Source organism: Ochrobactrum sp. MYb379 (genome assembly GCF_037479515.1).
Taxonomy (GTDB): Bacteria; Pseudomonadota; Alphaproteobacteria; order Rhizobiales; family Rhizobiaceae; genus Brucella.
The window spans coordinates 57,561-79,814 of record NZ_JBBGYW010000020.1 but is presented as its reverse complement, the minus strand read 5'-3'; the positions used below and the strand labels follow the sequence as shown (position 1 = coordinate 79,814).

Genomic DNA, 22,254 nt, shown 5'->3' with positions numbered 1-22,254 from the left:
GCGCATCAGGTGCCAGGGTATCTGGAACCGGAACGACAGCCGCATCCGAGACATTGCCTGCAACATCTGTCTGCGTGACGGTCACATTCTGAGCGTCGCTTGGTTCAAGAAGGATCGAACCTGCGCCCTCACCATCCAGAACAACCGTGCCAAGTGGCGAACCATCCGCTGCGGTGATCGTTGCTGTTGCACCAGGCTCACCGGTAATTGTAAGCGTGACACCGTCTTCGCCAACTGCAAGCTCAACCAATGGCGCATCAGGTGCCAGCGTGTCAGGAACTGACACTTCGGTCTCAAGTGACTCATTATTGGAAGCGTCGGTAAGAGTTACGGTAACTTCCTGACCATTGGTCTGTTCAAGCTGATAGGTCGCTTCACCTGTACCATCAAGTACAACCCTTCCAATCACTACGCCCGCAGAATTGTAGATAGTAGCAGTTGTATTCGGCTCACCAGTGATAGTGAGCGTGCGTCCATCTTCACCTATTGTTACTTCAGGAGCGTCTGGTGCATCAGTATCAGCATCGGCATCTGCATCCGCATCAGCGTCGGCGTCAGCATCCGCATCAGCGTCAGCATCCGCATCCGCGTCGGCATCGGCGTCAGCATCCGCGTCGGCATCAGCATCAGCGTCAGCATCGGCATCAGCATCAGCGTCAGCATCGGCGTCGGCATCAGCATCAGCATCCGCATCTGCATCGGCATCTGCGTCAGCATCGGCGTCAGCATCTGCATCTGCATCTGCGTCAGCATCAGCGTCTGCGTCGCTATCATCATTATTATCGCTTCCAGAACCAGCACCAATCGCTGCACCCAAAGCTCCCAAACCGGCGAGCCCAAGCAGGACCGGCCCCAGATCGCCACCGCCACCTGCAAGCTGGTCAACACCTTGAATTTCCGAGAAATTAAAATCTGCCAGCCCATCGCTGTGATTACCAGCCCAGAGCTGGCCGTTTTCATCTTGCAGGACGAGGTCGTTGTCCTGACCGTCGCTATAATGTGTGTAATAATTAACGATGCGAATTGTATCGCCATTATGCAATCTGATGAGGAGGTCATCTCCAATTCTTTGATATTCAGAAATAGATTTTGGATTTAAAGAAATTTTGACGACGCTCGGCGCCGAAAGAATAATATCATTACCAGTTACTGTTCGCGAACTACCACTCGCCTTATTCGTGACAACTGCAACCATGACGCTCTCCTCAATTCGCGAATGAGCTTCAAGGGTCAATAATTAACGAGTTCAGGCACTTACAAAATAAGATCAACTGACACGTAATATTCTCAAACGATGCTATCTAAAAAATTTATAAATACCTATACACAGCAATAAATGCTTTCTGCAAAAGAATCAGTAATCTTCATTTTGTAATAAATGCTGAATCGACCCCTCAAAGACGCTAACTACCCAAATATCACTTTCAACATGCGGAAAAGCAAAGTCTATGCTGATACTAACAAAAATTGTTCTAAAGCGACAAAAGTCGATTTTCTTGTTGTGGTATTTGATTAAGCATCGCTCTCTAAAAACCAAACCCGCTTGCTATGCTCCCTCAAAACTGGACCGTTTTATAATTAGAGTTTTTCGCGCAATTTTTTTCGGCTGGGAAAAGGAGTGGAAAGTATGAAAGCATCGAAGTTTTCAGATGCCCAGAAGGTGTTTATTCTCAAGCAAAGGGATGACGGGTTGTCGATAGGAGATATCTGTCGCAAGATTGGGATCCGCCAGGCGACTTATTTCAATTGGAAGAAGAAATGCGCAGGTCTTATGCCTGATGAGATGCGGCGGCTATGTGCTTTGGAAGACGAGAACAGCCGTCTGAAGAAGATTGTTGCCAATCTAACGCTTTACCGTGAGATGTTGCAGGACGTCATACGCCGAAAACTTTAAGGCCTGCCCGGAAACGTGATCTTGTGGCGGGAATGCTTAAACGTCCTATATTCGAAATAAACGCCCAATTTAGCAACAGGTCATTATCGCGTCGGTCTTTTTACCGATGTGTTGGATTATGATACAGGCCGCTCCGATCATCAACGAACGGTCTCCGATAACAAACACAGAGTACGCGTTATCGTGGCTCTCACCGTCCTTAAGACGAGATCCTTTTGCTGCCGCGCGAAGGCCTGAACATTATCTACGAGGTCGCGGCAATTGCCCGTGCCTCCACGGCCCTGTCAGAGAAGGGCCCTTCCGCTGTGGATCGCCCCCTCATGAAAGGGACGATAAATTTCGCCGCTTTTGATGACCGCGTGCACGGTTCGAGCCATTTTGGCGGCGACACTACAATGAGGATCGTCCTCATTCGGCAATTGGATATAACGTACCAGTTGCCTTGCATAATCCCGATGGCGTTATCAGCCAGCCATTGGGGTGAGAGCCGGAAAATTCTAATTCCCGGCGGTCCAATGTTGGGGCTCAGTGCACTCGGAACAAATGCTTAGAGTTATGGTTTAACTCCTAATACATCACGTAATATGCAGATCGATTCAACACCAGATACGAACGCGTTCAACACTGGGTGAGGGGAGGTTTCAGGGCAACTGGTCATCGCTTCAGAATAAACTAGTGAAGATTTAAAATTACAACGCACCTGCTCGGTTATTCAGCTCAAGGCAGTGTTGATCTGAAGTATGAACGAGTGGGGTTACATTCACGCTCCGAGCACATTTTTAACTCTTGGATTAAATCGCCATTTTTTTCAGTGGCTCAGGTTTTTTACCGTCAGGCAGAATAACTTGAAGATGATTGTAGATCACGTGCGAACTGAATGGCTTTCTCACAAAAATGGCTCCATCCGGTAGATCATTGTCTTCTGGCACCATCATCCCGGAAGCAATTAAAATTCCTATGTGAGGCCAATGTTTTGAACAATGGCGGGCGAGATCAAAACCAGTCTGCTCACTTGGCGGCATTTGTACGTCTGTAAACAAAAGACGGAATCTCTCTGGATCGTCGTTCAGCAATTCTAATGCTTCTTCAACATTACCGGCTTCTTTGACGCGAAAACCTGCTGTTTCTAGAATATCTACAGCATCCATGCGGATTATGACGTCATCTTCGGCCACGAGGGCAAAGGGAATGCTGTTGTCAGTCATTAAACTTCCTTAAAATGCTTTTCAAATTGAGAACACGCATCAGGCTAAAACGATCCCTCGCCGACTGACTATTTTTAAATTTAATTTTAAAGGTGGGGGTTAAGTTGGGCTGATGGAACTTTAAGAACCAAAGACAATCCATCTGGACACCAATCACGAGAGATCGTCCCATTCAAACCTTGCACGGTGGCCTTTTCAAGCGTGGCCCCAAATCCTTGACGCTCAGGTTGTTCGGATAGCATTTTGACGCCGATTTCTCTCCAATGAAGCTGAAGGAGTTCTGCGCCCAGATTAATCTCAATCGCCAGTTGGCCTTCTGGCGAAGAAAGCGCGCCATACTTTGCAGAGTTCGTGGTCAACTCGTGCAACAAAAGAGCCAGTGACGTCAGTGCCTTACCGGAAAGCACTGCATCGGTTCCGGTAATTGTAACAGCTGACTTTTGTTCATTATTGTGCGGCGCGAGGATTGCTTCAATAAGCGCCACCACGGATGTGGATCTCTCGTTGGCTTCACTCGTTCCGGGTACGGGAAGGGTGAGTTCGTGCGCCCGCGCAAGGGCTTGCATGCGAGACCGCAAGTTGTTGACCAGCTCATCAATGTTATCTGTGGATCGAGCGCAGAGTGATATCAAGCCAGATGTCAAGCCAAACAAGTTTTTAATGCGGTGATTGATTTCTTGAAGAAGAATGTCTTTTTCCTGCGCTGATTGGCGCAAGGCCGCAGCCTGAACAGCGAGCTCGTCGCGTTGAAAAGCAAGCTGTTGCCGCTGCCGATATAATTCATAAAAAACATCGGCCTTGCTGCGCAAGACATCCGGTTCGATAGGTTTCTGTATGAAGTCTACCGCTCCTGCTTCATAACCCTGAAAACGGCGCTGTCCACCACCACCAGCCGTTACGAAAATGATTGGAACGTGACGTGTGCGCTCGTTTCCGCGCATAAGTTCTGCAAGCTGAAAACCGTCGAGCCCAGGCATCTGAACATCGACAAGAGCAAGAGCAATATCGTGTTGAAGAAGCAGTTCAAGTGCCTGATCACCGGAATTGGCTTTCAGTATCCTCAAGCCATCCCGGCGAAGCAATGCTTCCAAGGCGATAAGATTTTCCTCAAGATCGTCAACGAGAAGAAACGAAATGGGTTCCATGTGTTGACCTAAACCTCTCTCAAATATTGCGCTATCGCTTCGAGCGATAAAATTTTGGCATCCGGACAAGAGCGGATAGCAGCCTCTGGCATCGTTGGTACGAAGGCGCTTTTGGGGTCCTGAATCAGTGTTTTTCCGCCCGCCGCCGTTATAGACTGTAAACCCTTGGCACCGTCTTCATTGCCGCCTGTCAGCACGATGCCCAGCAGTTTGGGCCCGAAGATATCGGCCGCGCTTTCAAAAAGAACGTCGATAGATGGACGGGAATAGAGGACAGGTGCATCCTTGGAAAGCGACAGTGTATGGTCCCTTTCAACAAGCATATGATAATCAGGCGGTGCGAAATAGATTGTGCCAGAACACAGTGGGTGCTTATCTTCAGCCTCTTCCACCGCCAGTATGCATTTATGCCGAAAAAGCTCAGCCATCAAGCTGCGCTTGTCTGGCGGAAGATGCACCACGACCATCACAGGCAATCGAAAAGTGACCGGCAGAGAGGGCAGGATCGCCGACAATGCATCAAACGCTCCCGCCGACGCACCGATGACCACGGCCTGCGTTTTGGAGACCGTCATGACGAAACCTTCTGATAAATTTTATCCTCACGCACAAAATCAGCGTAGGTGTCCGCATAGCGAGAAAAGCGAACGCTTTCTTTTGCCCCCAATCCCAGGAATCCACGATGGGCTAAGGAACTTTTGAACATGCCCAGCACGTGATTTTTCAGGTCATGATCAAAATAGATAAGCACGTTACGGCATGAAATCAGGTGCATCTCTCCAAAAACAGCATCGGTCGCGAGGCTGTGATCCGAGAACACAACGTTTCGACGCAGTGACCTATCAAACGAAACCCTACCATATGCAGCCTGATAATAGTCAGATAGCGATGTCAAACCGCCTGATTGCTGGTGATTGGAAGTGAACGACTGCACACGATCAATCGGATAGACACCGGCCTCGGCCGCTTGGAGCGCCTCCGGATTAATATCGGTAGCGTAAAAGAGCGTTCGCTCCTCCAAACCTTCTTCACGAAAAAGAATGACCATGGAGTAAAGCTCCTCGCCACTCGAGCATCCAGCAATCCAAACCTTGAGTGAGGGATACGTTCGCAAATGCGGCACAACATGCTCGCGAATGGCTCGAAAATAGCTTGGATCACGGAACATATCGCTGACTTGAACTGTGAGGTAGCGCAGCAAATGCGGAAGCATGGTTGCATCATGCAACACACTTTCCTGCATCGCAGAAAAACTGGCAAAGCCCATCTGTTCGCGTGCCTGCCGAAGCCGACGCTTGATCGAACCAAGCGAATAGCTGCGGAAGTCATAATGGTATCGAAGGTAGAGTGCCTCCAACAACAGCCTGATCTCAATTTCTTCAGCGGAGCCGTGTTCAAGTGGCCCTGTCATTTCGGCATCCAGACCCGAACAAGTGACAAGAGTTTATCAACATCCAGCGGCTTCGCCATGTAGTCATTTGCGCCGGCTTCAATACAGCGTTGCTGATCATCAGGCATCGCTTTAGCCGTCAGCGTTACAATGGGCAGTTTCTTCCAGGCTGGATTTCGACGAATTTCCTTTGTAGCTGTCAATCCATCCATGACAGGCATCATCACATCCATCAATACAAGATCAATACGTGCCTCAGCATTTTCGAGCGACCGATTGAGTGCTTCGATAGCCTCCTGGCCGTTGCGGGCAATAATGACCTGGGCACCACGCGGCTCCAAAATATTCGTGAGTGCGTAAACATTACGGATGTCGTCCTCAACGACGAGAATACGACGACCCTCAAGCATCGCATCGCGATGACGCGCTTTGCGGATCATCTGTTGCTGTTCTGCGGGCAATTCAGAAATGATCTGATGCAGGAAAAGGCTGACTTCGTCGAGCAGTCGCTCGGGGGACTTTGCACCTTTAATGATAATTGACTTGGAATACCGCCGGAGTTTCTGCTCACTTTCGCTGGAAAGTTCTCTTCCGGTATAAACAATCACTGGTGGAAATGCGTAGGCAGTTTCATTGCTAAGTGTTTCAAGCAGTGAGAAGCCTGATTCATCGGGCAAAGAAAGATCCAGCACCATGCAATCAAAAGTCTGCTCGCGCAGCAGATCGAGGCATTCGGCCACATTGCCGGCAGTTGTAGTCTCAACATCGCTTGAACTTAAAAGTTTTGCAACCGCTTCACGCTGCCGCTCATCATCTTCAACGATGAGAACCTTATGTACACGTTTGGTTATTCGATTTTGCAGCTGGCTCAGAACATCAACAAGCTCCTCACGACTGACTGGTTTGTTAAGATAACCAACAGCGCCAAGCGCGTAAGCGGTTCTGGTATGATCGCCCGCAGAAATGACATGGATTGGGATATGACGGGTGCGCACGTCATTTTTTAACCGATCGAGAACTGATAAACCGGACTCGTCAGGCAGGCCAACATCCAACACGATAGCATTTGGCGAAAACTCACGCGCTAAGCGCACGGCCTCCTCTGCTGTGCGGGCCACAACAGAATGAAACCCCATCTCACGAGACAGATCGCGCACAATTGCGGCGAATGTGTCATCGTCTTCGATAACCAGAAGAACACGCTTGTCATCAGTGAGCGCATCCCTATCGTCTTCCAAATGAAAAGGTTGTGGCAAGCTCTTGGATGTGACTGGCGTGTTCGTGGGCGTTTCTCCCGCCGCAACAACCTGCGTGAGGGGCAACGCGCTATTCCCGCCAGGCTCATATCGCAGCGGCAAAGTGACGGTGAAATTGCTGCCTTGTCCGAGAGTGCTTTCCACACTTATTGCGCCACCCAACAATCTGGCAAGCTGCCTTGAGATAGACAGACCAAGTCCAGTGCCGCCAAATCGTCGGCTGATAGTGCTGTCCGCTTGATGAAATGCTTCGAAGATACTTTTGAGCTGGTCTGAAGATATCCCAATGCCACTGTCTTTTACGGAAAAGCTGATTTGTTGCCCTTCCTGTAGTCGGATTGACACCTCGACTTGTCCACGTTCAGTGAATTTGATGGCATTGGCGAGAAGATTTTTAAGTATTTGATCCAGTCGCTGAGGGTCTGTGACAAACGATTTCGGCAGACGATCATCAATGTCGATAACGAGCTTAAGGTTTTTTTCATCTGCCAACGGCTGAAACAGCTGCTTCAGACCCGTCGAAAGACGTGCAAGAGGCGTGACTTCAGGATGAATTTCAACGTGACCGGCTTCGATTTTTGATAAATCAAGAATGTCATTAATGAGATTGAGAAGATCATTGCCCGAAGACTGGATGGTTCGCGCATATTTGACCTGGTCTTGAGTCAAGTTCTCGTCGGGATTGTCCGCAAGAAGCTTAGCAAGGATCAACGACGAATTCAGCGGTGTGCGCAGCTCATGCGACATGTTTGCTAGAAAATCAGATTTATACTGGCTGGAGCGTTCAAGCTCATCGGCTTTCATCTGCACTGACGCGTGCGCACGTTCCAGATCACTGCGTTGTAGTTCCAGTTGGTTTGCCTGCTCTTCAAGTTGGCTGTTAGTTTGCTCAAGTTCAGCTTGTTGTTGCTCGAGCCGCGACTGCGATTCCTTCAAGACCCGGCTTTGCTCTTCGAGTTCTTCGTTGGAAACACGAAGCTCTTCGCCCTGAGCCTGCAACTCTTCAGACTGTTGCTGTGTCTCTTCGAGCAAATTCTGCAACTCATCACGATATGCTGCAGCCTGGACGCTCTCCGCGATGGTTTCGGCAGCCCTGTTCAACAGCGTCACTACTTTTTCGTCTGCTCGTTCCAGAAAACCAAGTTCTACTACTGAGTTGACCATGCCATTTAAGGCCGCTGGAATGATGACGAGATGACGGGGTTTGTCCCTGCCCAGTGCTGATCCAAAGGCCAGATATCCGTCTGGAACATCGTTGAGAACAATCAGATCCCCTTTTGCCGCTGCTTGCCCTAACAATCCTTGGCGTGCAGCAAAAGCTTCAGGCACACTATTCGTGTCTGGTACGCCCAAAACAGCGCCCAGTCGATATTGGCCACCACTGCCGCTGAAAAAAGCTCCCGCCACAGCGCCCGTATATTGCGTCAGATAGTCGAGGATATTTTCACCCAATTCATCAATGCGCTGATCGCCGATCATTGCCGATGCGAGCCCAATTTCACCAGTCTGCAGCCATTCATCGCGGTATTGTCTAAGGGATGCGTTCCGAATGAGGTACCCGACTACCAATGTAAGAATTATACCGAGGACTGCCGCAAGAACCGTACTTATTAGCGCTTGTTGCTGCGCCTTTGCCATTTCTGATAAGCGTTCGCTGCGTACATTGTTCTCGACCTCTGACATTGCGTTAATACTATTGCGAATAGCATCCATTTCGAGCTTACCGCGATCAGAGCGAACCAGAGCGAGCGCAGCATCAAATCCACCGCTTCTCCTGAGCGCAATTGCATCGGCCAATTCACCGAGCTTAGCGTTGACATGCTGCCTGAGATTATCAAGCCTTTCGCTTTGTCCTAAGTTTTCCCCCGTACGTTCAGCAACCTTTGCGATTTCATTATCGATCGCGCTACGTGCTGTCTGGTAAGGAGCAAGGTAACTAACCTCACCAGTTAAAAGATACCCTCTCTGGCCCGTTTCTGCATCCTGCAGCTTTGAGAAAAGGCTTTGCAGGGAGACAATAGCCTGATGGGTCTGAACAATTTTCTGGTTTGCTTCGCGGATACCTTGAAAATTGAAATAGGTCAGAACGCCGCTGATCGCAAAGAACAATAACGCGGCAGCGAGGCCTATGGCCACACCGACATCAAGGCCTAATAGCCTTCCTGACCGGATGAAACGGTGGTTTGTTTTCATGGCTGTCTCGCGGCGATGTTGCAGTTGCACGGACTGAAATAACAGCCATCACGCTTTGAAAGCCTTGAAAAACTTATTGCAGACTGAGGCGCTTGAGCGCAACACAACAGCATGATTCGTATCCCGCTCATTAATAAGGTCAAATCAATAGCTTAAAGCTATAAACACGTCAGTGCACTAGTAGACATATATTTTTACAACACGCAATATTCTGCCATTTCATAGTGCTTTAGAGGCATTGAAATACCAGCCTAAAAAGTGTTCAGCCAGCGATGGCTGAGCAAACGGGGATATAACTTCACCCCGAATTGGTGCTTGTTTAAAATCTCTGCGCTTTCGAACTACTTGCTTAATAAATCAAACTCAGCTCCGCCGCCCCTAACTAAAAAGTTTAATACGACGGACTGGCACAATCTACGGAACAATCCCTCTTTGCTTACGTTGGTTTAACAGGAGCCGCGCTGTGTCAAACGGACTCGACGGTGCTGAAGAACATCAGGATTTTTCCGTTTTCCCTTGATGGCCAACGAAACGGCAGACGAGCTTCTTACCCGTCCAGTGCGCGCTCCGCCTGCTAGAAATTCTCAATAGATCCCAATGCTAAGATGTCTAATGTTCTGCCATCAAACGACATGGATTAAATACCGAGAAATTGGAAAGGACCAAAATATGACAGCTATAAAAAATGCAAAAATCGTTATTCTGGCAACTGACGGTTATGAACGTTCAGAGCTCCGTGTTCCTTATGAAGAACTGCAGCGCCGTGGTGCAAACGTAAAAATCGCGTCCATTCAAAGCGGTGCGATCAAGAGTTGGGACAACGCAAATTGGGGTGATTCAGTCAACGTCGATTTTTTGGCAGAGGACGTCAATGTTGAAGACTTCGATGCGCTTGTGCTTCCGGGTGGTCAGATTAATCCTGATAAACTGCGAACTGAGGAAAACGCCATGCGTGTTGTGCGCGAATTTACCCAATCTGGCAAAATCGTTGCCGCGATATGCCATGCGCCCTGGTTGTTGATAGAAGCAGATGCGATCAGAGGACGAAATGTAACTTCCTACGGCTCAATTAAGACAGATGTGCGAAATGCCGGTGGCGTGTGGTCGGACGAAAAGGTTGTGGTCGATCAGGGTATTATCACATCCCGTTCGCCGGACGATCTTGATGCATTTGTGAACAAGATCGTCGAAGAAATCGAAGAAGGGTGTCATCTGCGCCGCGTTAGCTGACAGATTGCATATCTTCTCTGGTAAGTTACTTGGTTGAGCCCTCTACTGGAGAGAACGGGATTAAGATTATGCAAAGCAAACTGTTATTAAATGACGATGAACGTGTTTTTATGCTTATCGTTGACCCCGGTGAAGAAGCTTCCGAAACCATAAGAGACTTCTCAATCAAACAAGATATTGCTGCCGCTTCAGTTACAGCCATCGGCGCGTTCGAGACTGCCATGCTAGCCTTTTTCGATCTGACATCAAAATCTTATGTAAATATTCCCGTCGACGCTCAAAGCGAGGTTTTGAGCCTGATAGGCGATATCACGCTAGATGAGAAGGGAAAACCAAATCCACATTTGCATGCCGTTCTCGGTCTGGCAGACGGGCACACGCGGGGCGGCCATTTTGTCAAAGGGTATGTAAGGCCAACGCTTGAAGTGATCATCAGGGAGACACCTCAAGTGTTGCGACGTCGCTATCGTCCAGAGTTTGGCATCGCACTTATCGATACGTCGAGCTGAGCCGGGAACCAGTGTCTGAGACAAGCGTTAATGCTGACATGGAGCTGGAGGCTTTTCATGGTGGCAATTGCAGCAGGCAGACCTGGGGACCATAAAGCCAGTCACTTTATTATCGGTATCGCGCGAGGAGTTGCAGGGGCACTCCTTTTCGCTCTGCCGATGTTGATGACTATGGAAATGTGGTTCCTTGGCCTATACGTAAATCGCTCGCGTCTGCTGCTACTTTGCATTCTCAATTTGCCGTTGCTCTGGGTGCTCGCCAGGCGGATTGGGTTTGAAAAGACCACCACTTGGCATGAAGCATTGCGTGATGCCGTAATAGCTTATGGGCTGGGTATCGCCGTAAGTGCCGCCATTTTGCTTTTTCTGGGCGTTATTGATGACCAGTTGACCATCAGCATAATGGTGGCCAAAATTGCTTTGCAGTCTGTGCCAGCCAGTATCGGCGCACTGCTCGGACGCAGTCAGCTTGGATTGCGCTCGGAAGAACGGGACAAGCAAGACGGTGAATATGAAGGCGAAACCGGATATCTGCATGAGCTTTTCATGATGTTGGTTGGGTCGCTGTTTCTCAGTCTCAATGTCGCCCCAACTGATGAGATGATCCTAATTGCATATAAGATCAGCCCGCTTCATACTGCCTGTATCGCCCTTATCTCCGTTACCCTGATGCACGGCTTTGTGTATGCGCTTCATTTTAAGGGCTCACATAGCATCTCAGAGGGAATGCCATGGTGGGAACCCTTCATCCGCTTCACAATGCCTGGATACGTCATCGCCATTGTGGTCAGCATTTATGCCTTGTGGACTTTTGAACGTCTCGATCACACATCCCTCTCCCAAATACTTACTGCCGCCGTCATCCTCGGATTCCCCGCCTCCATCGGCGCTGCCGCCGCACGTCTCATATTGTGATTGACCGATGACAAAATCCATAGGCAATAAACATACCGAAACCGCTCGACCTCATTGGTTAGAATGGGTGGCAGGCGGAATTTGCACTTTGTTGGTCACTGCCCTTTTCGTATGGATTGGCCGGGACATTTATCGATATGAAGTTCAAGAGCCTCAGTTCGACATATCGATCATGTCGATAAACTCTATGAACAAAGTTTATCGCGTAACGTTTGATCTTCGTAACACTTCTCTTTCAACAGCCGCCCAAGTGCATGTTCGCGGAGACATTTCCTCATCCAGCAGCACTGAAAGCTCTGACATAACGTTCGATTATGTCGCATCTGAATCCCATGAAACGGGGATCTTGTTTTTTAAAACCAACCCATCGTCCGGCACACTCACTATTCATGCGGTCGGCTACACAGAGCCATAATAGCTGCTTATGAAAGAACGTCATGACAGAACAAAAACTTACGAAGGCTCGTGATCTGCGAGATTCTCGCCCCCTATGGATCGATAGTCCTCGTATCACTGTACGGAGCACAAGCCATGTTTCCATCGATCACTATGATATTGTAATTGTCGGTGCCGGCATTAGCGGAGCGCTCGTTGCGCAAGCTCTCGTCAAACCCGGCAAGTCCATACTCATCATTGATAAACGTACTCCTGTCCATGGCAGTAGTATTGCCAGCACAGCAATGATCCAGCACGAAATTGATGTGCCCTTACATAAGCTTCAAACAATGATCGGAGAAGAACAGGCAAACAGGGCCTGGTTGCGTTCCGCAAAAGCTGTGCTGAAACTCGAAGATATTGTTCGCTCGCTTGAAATTTCCTGCTCAATGCTACGCAGACAGGCACTCTACGTTGCAGGTGATGAAATGGGCGCTCGCGGTCTTAAAATTGAAATGGAAGCACGTGTAAAAGCTGGAATAGGCGCGCAGTTCATTGATAAGGCTGGCATGAAAAAGCTCTACGCTATTGAGCGTAGTGGCGCCATTTTGAGTGACATATCAGCATCCGCCAACCCCGGTCAGTTGACCGCTGGATTGCTACGTCACGCGGCCAGGCATGGGGCTGAAATCGTGAGCGGAGTAGAAATCACTGACATAAAGGCCTTCAAAGAGAGGGTTTTTCTGGGAACTGCAGCAGGCAAACTAATATCCGCTGGACATGTCGTATTCTGTACTGGTTATGAGTTTCTTCAGAGCCTTGCCAACAAAAAACACGAGATCATTTCAACATGGGCGATAGCGAGTAAAGCAGGCGTCGCCCTTCCCCACTGGCTGAAAAACCATATACTTTGGGAAGCATCCGACCCCTATCTTTATCTGAGAACAGATAATCAGGGACGTTTGATCGCGGGCGGTGAAGATGAGAACAACGCCAGCGCTTATCACTCTGAAGCAAAACTGCATAAAAAAGAGAAGACCATCCAGCGAAAAGTGAGTAAACTGCTTGGTGTTGATATTGGACCAGTGGAATACCGATGGGCTGCCGCTTTCGGCTCAACAACCACAGGACTGCCGTTGATTGGCCCAGTACCTGATTTGCAAAATGTCTACTGTGTGATGGGATTTGGTGGCAATGGTATTACTTTCAGCCAGATTGCTGCGGAGATAATCTCTACCGCAATTAATGGAGCTCGAGACCCCGACGCGGAGTTGTTCGCGCTAAAATGACAGCTTATGCCTAAAATCCTCTCGCATTGTGGAACGACGTGAGAAGGCGAACGTTACCTTTATAAGCATTTAATTACTCGCATCGGACGTGCAATTCGAGCGAGCCTTTAATTCGCAATATGGAGGACAATATGATGAGGGACCGCCTTACAAAGCAGGATCCACGCATTCAATATCCGGCTCCACCCTTTGATGCGCAACCACAACCGATGCCGGGACTGGTTGAAAACATGCTTCCAGCCCCAGATCACGGGGAGAAAAGCTATAAAGGCTCGGGAAAGCTGGCAGGACGAAAGGCTCTGATCACCGGCGGTGATTCAGGGATCGGTCGCGCAGTGGCAATTGCGTTTGCTCGCGAAGGTGCTGATGTAGCGATTTCTTACCTTGAGGAAGAGCAATCCGATGCGGAAACCGTAATCGATCTTATAAAAGCAGAAGGTCGGATTGGCATATCGCTTCCAGGGGACGTATCAGACGAGGCATGGTGCCGAAATATGGTGGAAATGGCCGTTCGTGATCTTGGTGGCGTGGACATCGTCGTCATCAATGCCGCCAGACAACAATACCGCGAGGATATCAGCGAATTGTCGAGCGCTGACTTCGACAAAACGATGAAAACAAATCTCTATGCGCTTCATTGGATTACCCAGGCGGCCACCCCGCACCTTTATGCAGGGGCTTCGGTTATTACTACCGCATCAATCCAGGCATATGACCCTTCACATATCCTATTGGATTACGCTACGACCAAAGCAAGCATTGTTGCTTACACCAAAGGCCTTTCTAAACAACTCATTGAGAAAGGTGTGCGTGTCAATGCTGTGGCACCCGGCCCCTTCTGGACAGTGCTTCAACCAAGTGGTGGGCAACCCGATGAAAAGGTGCGTCATTTTGGAGAAAGCAGTGACTTTGGACGCCCCGGTCAACCTGTTGAGATAGCCCCCATTTATGTCTTGCTCGCTTCGCAAGAAGCAAGCTTCATCAATGGTGAGGTTTATGGTGCAACAGGCGGCCGTGGAATAGGGTAATTGTGGGACAATGGCCATGTCAAAAAATCCGATAAAATCGCAAGGAAATTCATTCGATGCCCGCGATCGGCTCATCCTTGCCCTTTATGCCCAGCTGCGCGCTGAGCGGGAAACGCGCGAGGCGATGGAGTGGGTCTTGCGAAACAACTGTCTTTCGACAGATGTTCTGGAGGCTATGGCGTCCGATCCTATACCGGTCGTCACGGTGGAAGATATCCAGATGATTGATCAATCAGTGAGCAAATTGCGTTCAGCGTCGGAAAAGTTGAGCCCTCACCCATGATCTCTGAGAATTAGTGGCAGTCAATCTCTCGCTTTTATTGCTGGGATGAACAGAAGGAATACCACCATGGTGGCTCCGCGAGCGAACTGGAAAGGTTTCATCAAATTCGGTGAAGTGTCCTGCCCCGTGGCGCTTTACACTGCTGCATCTACTTCAGACAGGATAAGTTTTAACATTCTAAATCGCAAAACCGGAAACCGTGTAAGACGGGAGTTTGTCGATAGCGAAACCGGTGATGTTGTAGATCGCGACGAACAGGTCAAGGGTTATGAGATCGACGATGGTCGCTATGTCGTGTTGGAGCCGGATGAAATATCAGCAGCAGTCCCAGACAGCGACAAGACCCTGATGATTGATACATTCATTCCCTGCTCGCAGGTCGACAATGTTTACTTTGACAAACCCTATTACCTCGCACCCGATAAAAGAGGCATAGAGGCCTTTGTACTTTTACGCGACGGCATGAAAAAGCAAAAGGTTGCAGCGGTTGCGAGAACCGTGCTGTTTCGTCGGCTGCGAACGGTCTTAATCCGTCCGCACAGTGAAGGGTTGATCGCCACAACGCTGAATTTCGATTATGAAGTACGCGCATCCGAAGAAGCTTTCGAGGAACTTCCCGATCTCAAGATCAAAGGCGAGATGCTCGAGCTGGCAAAGCATATCATTGGAACGAAGACCAGCTCATTTGATATCACCAAGTTTGAAGACCGCTACGACGAGGCGCTGAATGAACTTGTAAAAGCCAAGATGGAAGGCCGGTCGATTCCAAGAAGAAAAACTCCCGCTGCCTCAAAGCCAGCCGATCTTCTCAAGGCGTTGCGTGAAAGTGCTGCTATGGATACGAACAAGAGAAAGTCCAAGCGTCCAGCGGCCAATGTCAACTCGGGCGAACAAGAACAAAAGACTGCCGCAAAACCGAAGCATAACGCTCCGAAGGGCCGTAAGGCAAGCTGATAGGAACTCACCATGGCCATTCGTTCTTACTGGAAGGGGTATCTGAAGCTGTCACTCGTGACCTGCGGAGTTCAAATGGTACCCGCAACATCCGAAAGTGAGCGGGTTCGTTTCCACACGCTAAATCGGCCAACCGGTAACCGTGTCATTAGTCAATATGTGGATTCAGTGACAGGAAAAACCGTCAGGGAAGAGGACGAGGTCAAAGGGTATAAGCGTGGTGAAGTTGACTACGTGATACTGGAAGATGACGAGTTAGAGAATGTGTCCCTCGACAGTACCAAAACCATTGATATTTCAACCTTCATACAGCGCGACAGCATCGAATGGATCTGGCTCGATACGCCCTATTATTTGTCTCCAAATGAACCGGTCGGCCAAGAGGCATTCTCCGTCATTCGTGATGCGATGGAAGCGCAGAAAATGGTAGGCATATCCCGGCTGGTCATCGCCCGCCGCGAACGCGCTGTGATGCTGGAGCCCCGGGGCAAAGGCATAGTGCTCTGGACCTTGCGCTACGGTGACGAGGTTCGTGATGAGGAAAGTTATTTCAAAGGCGTCAGTAAAGAAAAGCCAGATGCCGATATGATGCAGTTGGTACAGAAACTAATTAAAAGCCAGACAAAGGATTGGGATGCCAGTATGGTAATTGATCCTGTGCAGGATCGGCTGCTCGATATTATTGAAACTCGGAAAAAGATGCTTAAAAAGCCGGCGAAAAGCAGAGCAAAAAAACAGTCCCACGAACCAGCTGACAATGTGATCAATATTATGGATGCGTTGCGCAAATCCCTCGCTGAACAAAAGCAGCCGCGGAAGTAAATCTTGCCGTTGATACTTCAGGCCCCGTTAATATTGGCTAGCCGCTTTATAGCCTCTGCAAGCGGTCGTTGGCTCTGATTATAATCCTGCCAGGCAGTTATGTTTGATAAGAGCCTTGGCACAGTGCTAATATTGAAACGTTTCGGATCGAGGTCGGGTGTGACCTGCGACCAATTAAGTGGCATGGAGACGGGAGCGCCCGGGCGGGCGCGGGGTGAAAGCGGCGCAACAGCTGTCGCCATGCGGTCATTTCGCAGATAATCGAGGAAAATACGGCCCTCGCGTTGGTTTTTCGCCATCTTGATCAGGTAAAGGTCTGGATTGTCTCGTGCCATTTGCTTACAAATATCGTGAGCAAACATCTTTGCCGCATCCCAGCCTTCGCCCTTCCCTTTGTACGAGGCAAGCGGCGTGACCACATGCAAGCCTTTACCGCCGGTGGTCTTACAAAAGCTCAAAAGACCAAGTTCCTCCAGCCGGTCACGTATCTCTCGCGCCGCGGCAACGATATTTGCAAACGCGACACCAGGACCGGGGTCCAGATCGAAGACCAGACGACCTGGATTATCGGGTTTGCCCGGGTGGCAATTCCACGGATGAAGCTCTGTACCACCGATCTGAGCGATGGCAGCGAGCCCCTCAATCCGGTCGATCTGCAGATAGGGCTTGCGGTCACCGCTTATGGTGACAAGTTCCAGGAGATTTGACATGCCTTTCATGGCATGACGCTGAAAAAATTGTTCACCCTCAATGCCATCGGGTGTCCGCAGGATCGAACATGGCCTACCCTTTAAATGTTCTATCATCCAGGGGCCTATGGCCTCGTAATATAAAGCAAGCTCAACCTTGCTAACCGCCGCGCAATCCTCGGTATCGGGCCATAACGGCTTGTCGGGATGGGAAATCATCACCCCCATCACCTGCGCCTTGCCGCCTCTGGCAGAACGTTTGGGATGGGGTCTGGCCTTCTCCGGTTCAGGTAAATCAGTCTCTTCGGGATTTGTCGGTGTCTCAGTCTCAACCTCCTCCGCAGGTTTGTCTTCGCGCAAGCCCTTGAATGAGGCCTGACGTATCTGACCGTCACCTGTCCATCCGGCGAATTCGATCTCGGCCACCAATTCGGGCTTAAGCCAGACGATGTCATCATGGCTTTTCGGAGCATCCAAGCCTGTAAACGGCGACGTAGATGTTTCCAGCGCTTGCAACTTGGGCAAAATGGCCTCCACCACTTTGGCACTATACCCCGTTCCGACACGACCAACATAGACGAATTGGCCGTCGCGATTGACGCCTACCAATAAAGACCGAAACTTGCCATTGGTTTTAGCGTAGGCACCGATTACCACCTCATGACCGGCACGGCATTTGGATTTCGTCCAGGACTGGCTCCTGCCCGAGCGGTAGGGCGCACCGGCTTTTTTGGAAATGATCCCCTCAAGTGACAGGCGACAGGCGGAGTTGAGAACGGCATCTCCACCGGTATCAAAATGCTCAACAAATCGAATACGCGTATTCTCACCTGTGTCTGATAAAAGCGCCTCAAGCCTATGCTTGCGCTCAAAAAGCGGCAGTTCACGTGTGTCCTCATGGCCTTCAAACAGCATATCAAAGGCAAAGAATACCAGGGCATCTGTTTGCTCTTTTGAAAGAGCTGCCTGCAGGATTGCGAAGTCCGGTGCCCCGTGGTCATCGAGCGCGCAAATTTCTCCATCGATAATTGCATCGGGAAGCGTGCATGCTGCTTTTTCGATGGCACGGAACTTTATCGTCCAATCGACGCCTTTTCTCGTCTTCAGGGTAACCGTGCCGCGTTCGATGCGCATCTGCAGCCGATAGCCATCAAACTTGATTTCATGGAGCCAGCCAGGGGCAGATGGCGGCCGCGCCAAGGTCTTGCACAATTGCGGTGGTATAAATGCAGGCATAACTGATGCGTTACCGGCAATCTCGCGACGAACAGGAGCCAATTTTTCGTTCCGCTTTTCAGAGGGGCGCTTAACTCTTCCACCGGTCTTGCGCTCCTCAGCGGCCAGACCACGACTACTATCCCACACAGCATCTGCCTCGACGCCGGCGCTTGTCGTCATAAATGGCTTTGGTTTTCTGCCTGTACCAGACGCGATAACCTCCATCGTGCGTCCGGACGCCACCGACTTAAAGTACTTCTCGAGGACACCTGCGCCATTCTCTGCCACGGAGAACTCATCTTCGTGTTTGATCAGCAGCCAGTTAATGCGGTTACCACCATTGCGATCATGGCGCATGCGCACCAGCACGAAACTGCCATGTAAGCGGTCGCCCTCAAGGGTGAACTTAAGATCGCCCTTCTCAAGGGCTTCTTGCGGTGTTCTATTGCCTTCAGGTTCCCAGTAACCCCGGTCCCATAGCATAACGGTACCCCCACCATATTGCTTTTTTGGGATTATCCCTTCGAAGTCGCCATAATCGAGCGGGTGATCCTCAACTTCGACTGCTAGGCGCTTGTCATGAGGATCAAGTGACGGTCCTTTTGTGACTGCCCAGGATTTGAAAACGCCATCCAGTTCAAGTCGAAGATCATAGTGAAGCCGGGTCGCGTCGTGCTTCTGAATGACGAAACGTCTTTGTTTCGAACGGTTTTTTAACGTTGAATTCTTCGGTTCAGTCGTTAAGCTGAAGTCGCGCTTACTTCTGTACAAAGAAAGCTTATCTGTTGCCATAGCCGCATACCGCACATATAACCAAGATTTCTGGACGCCAGCATCGACTAAACAAAATTGAATTTCCCAGACGCAGTGCGTTCAGATTCCGTTTAATTCTTGTTTTCTTGAAAGATGGCTAAAATTGAAAGTATTTATTTGCTACACCCGTCAGCTTTCCGCTTTGAATTTCTTCGCTTCTTTGAGCAATTCAGGGTGATCACGTCCAAGTGATTGGATCAATTCTTTTGCCTGAAGAGGGGAAAGATCAGAATTCTCAGTTAGAAATTTAACGTCCTTGTCATGCGTCAGTGGATCAGTAGATTCAGGTTTCATTTCTTCAATCCTTCTTGTTGGATTATTAGGGGTATTAATTTTGAAAGCCGCCAAAGCGGCTTTCAAAAAATTCGCTTACAAGCCTACATCATATGTTCTGAAACCTTGCCCTCTGCATCAAGCGAGAGCATTACGTTTTTACCGTCCTTCATAGCGGAAGCCTCCCATACCCCCTGATCGTTGAGCTTTAATCCTGTGAGGTCAGTGTATCCTGCTTTCCCGAACAACTCAGTTGCCTGCGCCTCGGTTATGCTGTTCTGGCCGGCATCAGGTGTTTTGTCATCGTGTGTCGGGGTGTTCGTTGCGCCCGGCGCATCAGTGTTGGGTGTTTGAGTTGCCTGTGCACCAGCAATTGCTGGTACGAGCACCATTGCACTGGCAAGTAGAAGGGCAGAGATTTTCATAACAATTCCTCCAATTGTGTTTCCTACAAATATCAACCCTCTTTCAAGGTTAAGGTTCCATTGGAAATTGAAAGGGATGCGGTCTGCCGGGCAGATTAAAGCTAGACGTAAATTTACTTTGAGAGCAATTGGGTCTGTTTCGCTGCCGCGTTTTGATGCTGGATTTCCAATATTTGATCGTTCAAACAGCATGGCGAAAGAATGAAACCGTATTGCGAACCGTCAAGAAATGGAGTTCGGGGTGGTGACTGCAAATTCTGGCAGAAACGCTCTCTGACTCGCATAATGTGCAAGAGGTTGACTCTGGATTATGTGGGCGTATGCTCGTTCCATCGTCACCAATCTGAATAAGTAGGCAGTGACGGCTGAGGGTTTATATTTGCTCTTGCCTGCCAGGAAGGAGGAGCACCATGGTTCTCCCCAACACTGCATGCGACACCGACCCGTTCAATTTGAGGCGGTTGCTGTATAAAAAAGCGAGCTTCTACACTCCGAACGAGCGTTTGAGAATGCAAATCGTTGAGACGACAATTTCGCTTTTAATAGATCAGGTCGATCAGTTCGAAATCAAAGGCACTGACAATCTTATTTCAGAGACCGTTCATCGAATTGGTGTTCAAACAATTCGCAGCTCTGATTATACACCATTGAACAGTATGCAAACAGCCATAGAGAATTCTTTACCAAAGCATCGCATTGTTGAATAGCGGGTACTCAGGTTTTTTATATAGTCGCGTCGACATAATATTTTTTCGTAAACGGGTTCACGAGCACTATCACGAAAATCGCGGAACTTATGAGTTGCAATTGCATTACCTACAGGCGGGGGCTTTCTACCAAATTTAAGGGAGAGAACCATGCCAACGTCAAAAGAAAAAACGCTCGACGATCTTTTTTACGATACGCTCAAGGACATCTATTACGCTGAGCGAAAAATTGTGAAAGCGCTACCGAAGATGGCACGCGCCGCATCGTCTCCTGAGCTTAAAACGGCCTTTGAAAAGCATAAAGACCAAACCCAGGAACACATTGAACGCCTTCAGCAGGTGTTTGAAATTCTGGGCAGGCGAGCTCAAGGCAAAACATGTGATGCTATTGAGGGCATTATTGCTGAGGGCGAAGAAATCATTGAAGAGTTTAAGGGAACCAAGGCGCTTGATGCTGGTCTTATTTCATCAGCGCAGGCGGTCGAACACTACGAGATTACCCGATATGGCACCCTAAAGCGGTGGGCTACAGAGCTTGGACATAAAGACATTGCCACGCTGTTAGATGCCACACTCCAGGAAGAAGGTCAGACCGATAAGGATCTCACCAAGCTTGCAGAAACGAAAATCAATTTAAAAGCTGCTTAAATCGAATAACCCCGCTTCGGCGGGGTTTTATTCATAGGAGAGAAAATGAATAAGAGAAAGTCCCCTTGGTCTGATCCGGATCTACATCGCCCGGATAAGTCAGCAGATCCATCATCAGTTGAACCGAGAGATCAACAAATGCGCCCTACACATGAGCAGGGAAACGCTCCTGGCAGCGCAAGAAAGCAGCTTCCAAACGAGCCATACAAGGATCGATCTGAAGACTAAACTTATCCTATTAAGTCTGAAGGAAGGACGTCAATGAAAAGTCCCAAATCAGCGGGTGATTATCCCGGCAGGCAGGGCGATTGCAAAGACGCTGTATCGCAAGGAATTGTAGATCTCATTAAACGCACCACTCTGACAGGACATTCTGAAGAGGAAGCTGCTGCAGTTGTTTTGGGAACAAGTGTACCTGGTGTTCGCGACCTGATTAACGAAGCGGTCAACGCTGGCTGGGCGCCCGCGGAGGCTGCGACCGCAATCAAATTGGTATCCGACGAGCTTCAACGCGGATTTATTGGAAAAGAACTTAAAAACTAGTTGGCATTAGAAAGCCAAATTTTCTGCCATCTTTGAAAACGACGTGGAACTCAATAGTGTTTAAAACGTTTTCTTAATACTGATACATTCAGTCCAATATCAGGGAGAAATATTATGAAAATTATAACGTTAGCCTTTGCTAGCGCGATGGCATTCGCGCCAACTTTTGCCTTTTCACAGGACGCAAAAAGTTCGGAAACGCCAGCTGTTGCAACACCAGAAACGAATAACCCAACAGCTCCGGTAGCAGGTAAAAATAGCTTCACAGAAGAGCAAGCAAAAGAACGTTTCGAAGAAGCAGGCTATTCTCAAGTAAACGATCTTAAACTGACAGAAGCAGGAATCTGGGAAGCTTCCGCGATGAAGGGAGCGGACAAGGTGTCCGTTCAGCTCGACTATCAGGGAAATGTTACAAAAAAGGCTATGTAATTTAACTTGAAAAATCATTTA

The 22,254-nt window shown here is 49.1% G+C and carries 22 protein-coding genes and 2 pseudogenes; 15 read left to right on the top strand and 9 right to left on the bottom strand.

The annotated features are described in order from the left end of the window. Positions 1–1,195 (bottom strand): Ig-like domain-containing protein (locus WH356_RS22140; protein ID WP_339514738.1); only part of this gene is annotated, 1,195 nt, incomplete at its 3' end. Positions 1,196–1,627: 432 nt separating this feature from the next. On the opposite strand from WH356_RS22140, the pseudogene WH356_RS22135 reads away from it, so the two are divergent. Both WH356_RS22135 and WH356_RS24150 read left to right on the top strand, forming a co-directional pair. Next, positions 1,628–1,929, top strand: a pseudogene (locus WH356_RS22135) (transposase); the annotation flags it as partial. 368 nt (positions 1,930–2,297) lie between these two features. Then, positions 2,298–2,378, top strand: a pseudogene (locus WH356_RS24150) (hypothetical protein); the annotation flags it as partial. 307 nt (positions 2,379–2,685) lie between these two features. Here the strand turns inward: WH356_RS24150 and WH356_RS22130 are convergent. The 5 genes from WH356_RS22130 to WH356_RS22110 all read right to left on the bottom strand — a co-directional run bounded on the left by WH356_RS22130 (position 2,686) and on the right by WH356_RS22110 (position 9,083). After that, positions 2,686–3,099 carry a response regulator gene (locus WH356_RS22130; RefSeq protein ID WP_339514736.1) on the bottom strand — a complete coding sequence of 138 codons (414 nt, stop codon included), beginning with the start codon at positions 3,097–3,099 and terminating at the stop codon, positions 2,686–2,688. An 86-nt stretch (positions 3,100–3,185) separates the two neighbouring features. After that, positions 3,186–4,244, bottom strand: coding sequence for a response regulator (locus WH356_RS22125; RefSeq protein ID WP_339514734.1), 1,059 nt, complete (start codon positions 4,242–4,244; stop codon positions 3,186–3,188). 8 nt (positions 4,245–4,252) lie between these two features. Continuing rightward, positions 4,253–4,819 carry a chemotaxis protein CheB gene (locus WH356_RS22120; RefSeq protein ID WP_339514733.1) on the bottom strand — a complete coding sequence of 189 codons (567 nt, stop codon included), beginning with the start codon at positions 4,817–4,819 and terminating at the stop codon, positions 4,253–4,255. After that, positions 4,816–5,655: a CheR family methyltransferase gene (locus WH356_RS22115; RefSeq protein WP_339514732.1), complete on the bottom strand. Its 840-nt coding sequence runs from the start codon at positions 5,653–5,655 to the stop codon at positions 4,816–4,818. Before WH356_RS22115 ends, WH356_RS22120 begins: the two co-directional genes overlap by 4 nt. Further along, the gene (locus WH356_RS22110; RefSeq protein ID WP_339514731.1) at positions 5,652–9,083 is read right to left on the bottom strand and encodes a response regulator; all 3,432 of its coding nucleotides are present in this window, start codon (positions 9,081–9,083) and stop codon (positions 5,652–5,654) included. Before WH356_RS22110 ends, WH356_RS22115 begins: the two co-directional genes overlap by 4 nt. Positions 9,084–9,752: 669 nt before the next feature. Between WH356_RS22110 and WH356_RS22105 the strand changes: the two genes are divergently transcribed. The 9 genes from WH356_RS22105 (at position 9,753) to ku (WH356_RS22065) (ending at position 16,488) form a co-directional block, all read left to right on the top strand. Continuing rightward, a complete protein-coding gene (locus tag WH356_RS22105) occupies positions 9,753–10,313 on the top strand; it encodes a type 1 glutamine amidotransferase domain-containing protein (protein ID WP_339514729.1) in 561 nt (186 codons plus the stop codon). Positions 10,314–10,381: 68 nt separating this feature from the next. Next, the gene (locus tag WH356_RS22100) at positions 10,382–10,822 is read left to right on the top strand and encodes a PPC domain-containing DNA-binding protein (RefSeq protein WP_339514727.1); all 441 of its coding nucleotides are present in this window, start codon (positions 10,382–10,384) and stop codon (positions 10,820–10,822) included. Between the two features lie 57 nt (positions 10,823–10,879). Then, positions 10,880–11,737: a TIGR02587 family membrane protein gene (locus tag WH356_RS22095; RefSeq protein ID WP_339514725.1), complete on the top strand. Its 858-nt coding sequence runs from the start codon at positions 10,880–10,882 to the stop codon at positions 11,735–11,737. Between the two features lie 7 nt (positions 11,738–11,744). Continuing rightward, positions 11,745–12,152, top strand: coding sequence for a TIGR02588 family protein (locus tag WH356_RS22090; protein ID WP_339514722.1), 408 nt, complete (start codon positions 11,745–11,747; stop codon positions 12,150–12,152). Positions 12,153–12,174: 22 nt separating this feature from the next. Beyond that, entirely contained in the window at positions 12,175–13,401 is a 1,227-nt protein-coding gene (locus tag WH356_RS22085) for an NAD(P)/FAD-dependent oxidoreductase (protein WP_339514721.1), read from the top strand. Positions 13,402–13,535: 134 nt separating this feature from the next. Further along, complete coding sequence (locus WH356_RS22080; RefSeq protein WP_339514745.1) at positions 13,536–14,429, top strand: SDR family oxidoreductase; 894 nt, start codon at positions 13,536–13,538, stop codon at positions 14,427–14,429. A 16-nt stretch (positions 14,430–14,445) separates the two neighbouring features. Then, positions 14,446–14,712 (top strand): hypothetical protein, encoded by a 267-nt coding sequence (locus tag WH356_RS22075; RefSeq protein ID WP_339514720.1) that lies wholly within the window; start codon positions 14,446–14,448, stop codon positions 14,710–14,712. A gap of 66 nt (positions 14,713–14,778) precedes the next feature. Beyond that, positions 14,779–15,666 (top strand): non-homologous end joining protein Ku, encoded by an 888-nt coding sequence (gene ku, locus WH356_RS22070; RefSeq protein WP_339514719.1) that lies wholly within the window; start codon positions 14,779–14,781, stop codon positions 15,664–15,666. 12 nt (positions 15,667–15,678) lie between these two features. After that, positions 15,679–16,488: a non-homologous end joining protein Ku gene (gene ku / locus WH356_RS22065; RefSeq protein ID WP_339514718.1), complete on the top strand. Its 810-nt coding sequence runs from the start codon at positions 15,679–15,681 to the stop codon at positions 16,486–16,488. Between the two features lie 17 nt (positions 16,489–16,505). Here ku (WH356_RS22065) and ligD read toward each other — a convergent pair whose 3' ends face one another. The 3 genes from ligD to WH356_RS22050 form a co-directional block, all read right to left on the bottom strand. After that, positions 16,506–19,187 carry a DNA ligase D gene (gene ligD, locus WH356_RS22060; RefSeq protein ID WP_339514716.1) on the bottom strand — a complete coding sequence of 894 codons (2,682 nt, stop codon included), beginning with the start codon at positions 19,185–19,187 and terminating at the stop codon, positions 16,506–16,508. A 150-nt stretch (positions 19,188–19,337) separates the two neighbouring features. Beyond that, positions 19,338–19,568, bottom strand: a complete 231-nt coding sequence (locus tag WH356_RS22055; RefSeq protein ID WP_339514714.1) for a hypothetical protein — start codon at positions 19,566–19,568, stop codon at positions 19,338–19,340. A gap of 17 nt (positions 19,569–19,585) precedes the next feature. Then, the gene (locus tag WH356_RS22050) at positions 19,586–19,906 is read right to left on the bottom strand and encodes a hypothetical protein (RefSeq protein WP_339514712.1); all 321 of its coding nucleotides are present in this window, start codon (positions 19,904–19,906) and stop codon (positions 19,586–19,588) included. A gap of 410 nt (positions 19,907–20,316) precedes the next feature. On the opposite strand from WH356_RS22050, the gene WH356_RS22045 reads away from it, so the two are divergent. From WH356_RS22045 to WH356_RS22030, 4 genes are all read left to right on the top strand, one after another. After that, a complete protein-coding gene (locus WH356_RS22045; protein ID WP_339514710.1) occupies positions 20,317–20,613 on the top strand; it encodes a hypothetical protein in 297 nt (98 codons plus the stop codon). Positions 20,614–20,763: 150 nt separating this feature from the next. After that, a complete protein-coding gene (locus WH356_RS22040; RefSeq protein WP_339514708.1) occupies positions 20,764–21,261 on the top strand; it encodes a YciE/YciF ferroxidase family protein in 498 nt (165 codons plus the stop codon). A 261-nt stretch (positions 21,262–21,522) separates the two neighbouring features. Next, complete coding sequence (locus tag WH356_RS22035) at positions 21,523–21,804, top strand: hypothetical protein (protein ID WP_339514706.1); 282 nt, start codon at positions 21,523–21,525, stop codon at positions 21,802–21,804. A gap of 114 nt (positions 21,805–21,918) precedes the next feature. Then, complete coding sequence (locus tag WH356_RS22030; protein ID WP_339514705.1) at positions 21,919–22,233, top strand: PepSY domain-containing protein; 315 nt, start codon at positions 21,919–21,921, stop codon at positions 22,231–22,233. Positions 22,234–22,254: the final 21 nt, after the last annotated feature.

Bases quoted from the DNA above. Each gene is read 5' to 3' on its own strand.
- WH356_RS22130 (WP_339514736.1), bottom strand. From the start codon at position 3,099: ATGACTGACAACAGCATTCCCTTTGCCCTCGTGGCCGAAGATGACGTC.
- WH356_RS22125 (WP_339514734.1), bottom strand. From the start codon at position 4,244: ATGGAACCCATTTCGTTTCTTCTCGTTGACGATCTTGAGGAAAATCTT.
- WH356_RS22120 (WP_339514733.1), bottom strand. From the start codon at position 4,819: ATGACGGTCTCCAAAACGCAGGCCGTGGTCATCGGTGCGTCGGCGGGA.
- WH356_RS22115 (WP_339514732.1), bottom strand. From the start codon at position 5,655: ATGACAGGGCCACTTGAACACGGCTCCGCTGAAGAAATTGAGATCAGG.
- WH356_RS22110 (WP_339514731.1), bottom strand. From the start codon at position 9,083: ATGAAAACAAACCACCGTTTCATCCGGTCAGGAAGGCTATTAGGCCTT.
- WH356_RS22105 (WP_339514729.1), top strand. From the start codon at position 9,753: ATGACAGCTATAAAAAATGCAAAAATCGTTATTCTGGCAACTGACGGT.
- WH356_RS22100 (WP_339514727.1), top strand. From the start codon at position 10,382: ATGCAAAGCAAACTGTTATTAAATGACGATGAACGTGTTTTTATGCTT.
- WH356_RS22095 (WP_339514725.1), top strand. From the start codon at position 10,880: ATGGTGGCAATTGCAGCAGGCAGACCTGGGGACCATAAAGCCAGTCAC.
- WH356_RS22090 (WP_339514722.1), top strand. From the start codon at position 11,745: ATGACAAAATCCATAGGCAATAAACATACCGAAACCGCTCGACCTCAT.
- WH356_RS22085 (WP_339514721.1), top strand. From the start codon at position 12,175: ATGACAGAACAAAAACTTACGAAGGCTCGTGATCTGCGAGATTCTCGC.
- WH356_RS22080 (WP_339514745.1), top strand. From the start codon at position 13,536: ATGAGGGACCGCCTTACAAAGCAGGATCCACGCATTCAATATCCGGCT.
- WH356_RS22075 (WP_339514720.1), top strand. From the start codon at position 14,446: ATGTCAAAAAATCCGATAAAATCGCAAGGAAATTCATTCGATGCCCGC.
- ku (WP_339514719.1), top strand. From the start codon at position 14,779: ATGGTGGCTCCGCGAGCGAACTGGAAAGGTTTCATCAAATTCGGTGAA.
- ku (WP_339514718.1), top strand. From the start codon at position 15,679: ATGGCCATTCGTTCTTACTGGAAGGGGTATCTGAAGCTGTCACTCGTG.
- ligD (WP_339514716.1), bottom strand. From the start codon at position 19,187: ATGGCAACAGATAAGCTTTCTTTGTACAGAAGTAAGCGCGACTTCAGC.
- WH356_RS22050 (WP_339514712.1), bottom strand. From the start codon at position 19,906: ATGAAAATCTCTGCCCTTCTACTTGCCAGTGCAATGGTGCTCGTACCA.
- WH356_RS22045 (WP_339514710.1), top strand. From the start codon at position 20,317: ATGGTTCTCCCCAACACTGCATGCGACACCGACCCGTTCAATTTGAGG.
- WH356_RS22040 (WP_339514708.1), top strand. From the start codon at position 20,764: ATGCCAACGTCAAAAGAAAAAACGCTCGACGATCTTTTTTACGATACG.
- WH356_RS22035 (WP_339514706.1), top strand. From the start codon at position 21,523: ATGAAAAGTCCCAAATCAGCGGGTGATTATCCCGGCAGGCAGGGCGAT.
- WH356_RS22030 (WP_339514705.1), top strand. From the start codon at position 21,919: ATGAAAATTATAACGTTAGCCTTTGCTAGCGCGATGGCATTCGCGCCA.